1 protein-coding gene is annotated in these 587 nt (G+C 51.8%); it reads left to right on the forward strand.

The features are described from left to right. Window positions 1-587, forward strand: a 587-nt coding sequence (locus H5159_RS20765; protein WP_182780970.1) for an Ig-like domain-containing protein, incomplete at both ends; no start/stop codon positions are given.

The raw sequence follows: 587 nt of genomic DNA on the forward strand, positions 1-587 counted from the left end.
AGTGTTGAAGATACCGCAGGCAACGACACCACCGCCACAGGCGCAGGTGAAATAGATACCACTGCACCGACACTTGTACTTACCAGCCCAGGCTCAAGTAATGACATCACCCCGACACTCAGTGGCACAAGTGATGCCGTTGAAGGCACGGTTATTAACTTCACGGTAGTGGACGATCAAGGCAATACACAAACCTTTACCACCACTGTGGATGCCGATGGTAACTTCTCTGTAGAAGTACCGACTGCACTGGCAGAAGGGCCGTACACGATCACCGCCAACATCAGCGATGTGGCAGGAAACAGCACCGATATTACCGGCAACGGCACCATTGATACCACAGCACCAAGTGTGAGTGTAGATGCGCCATTATTAACAAATGACAGCACGCCCACAGTGACAGGCACCAGTGATGCGCCTAACAGCACCATCACGGTGACGTTTACAGATGCAGCAAATGCCACTCAAAGCATTGATGTACAAACCGATGCCAATGGTAACTGGAGTGCGACACCAACAGGCACATTAGCCGAAGGGAATTATAGCGTTAGCGCCAGCATCACTGATGCAGCGGGCAACACAGGTAC

It is taken from the genome of Pseudoalteromonas sp. SG43-1 (genome assembly GCF_014164415.1).
Taxonomy (GTDB): domain Bacteria; phylum Pseudomonadota; class Gammaproteobacteria; order Enterobacterales; family Alteromonadaceae; genus Pseudoalteromonas; species Pseudoalteromonas distincta.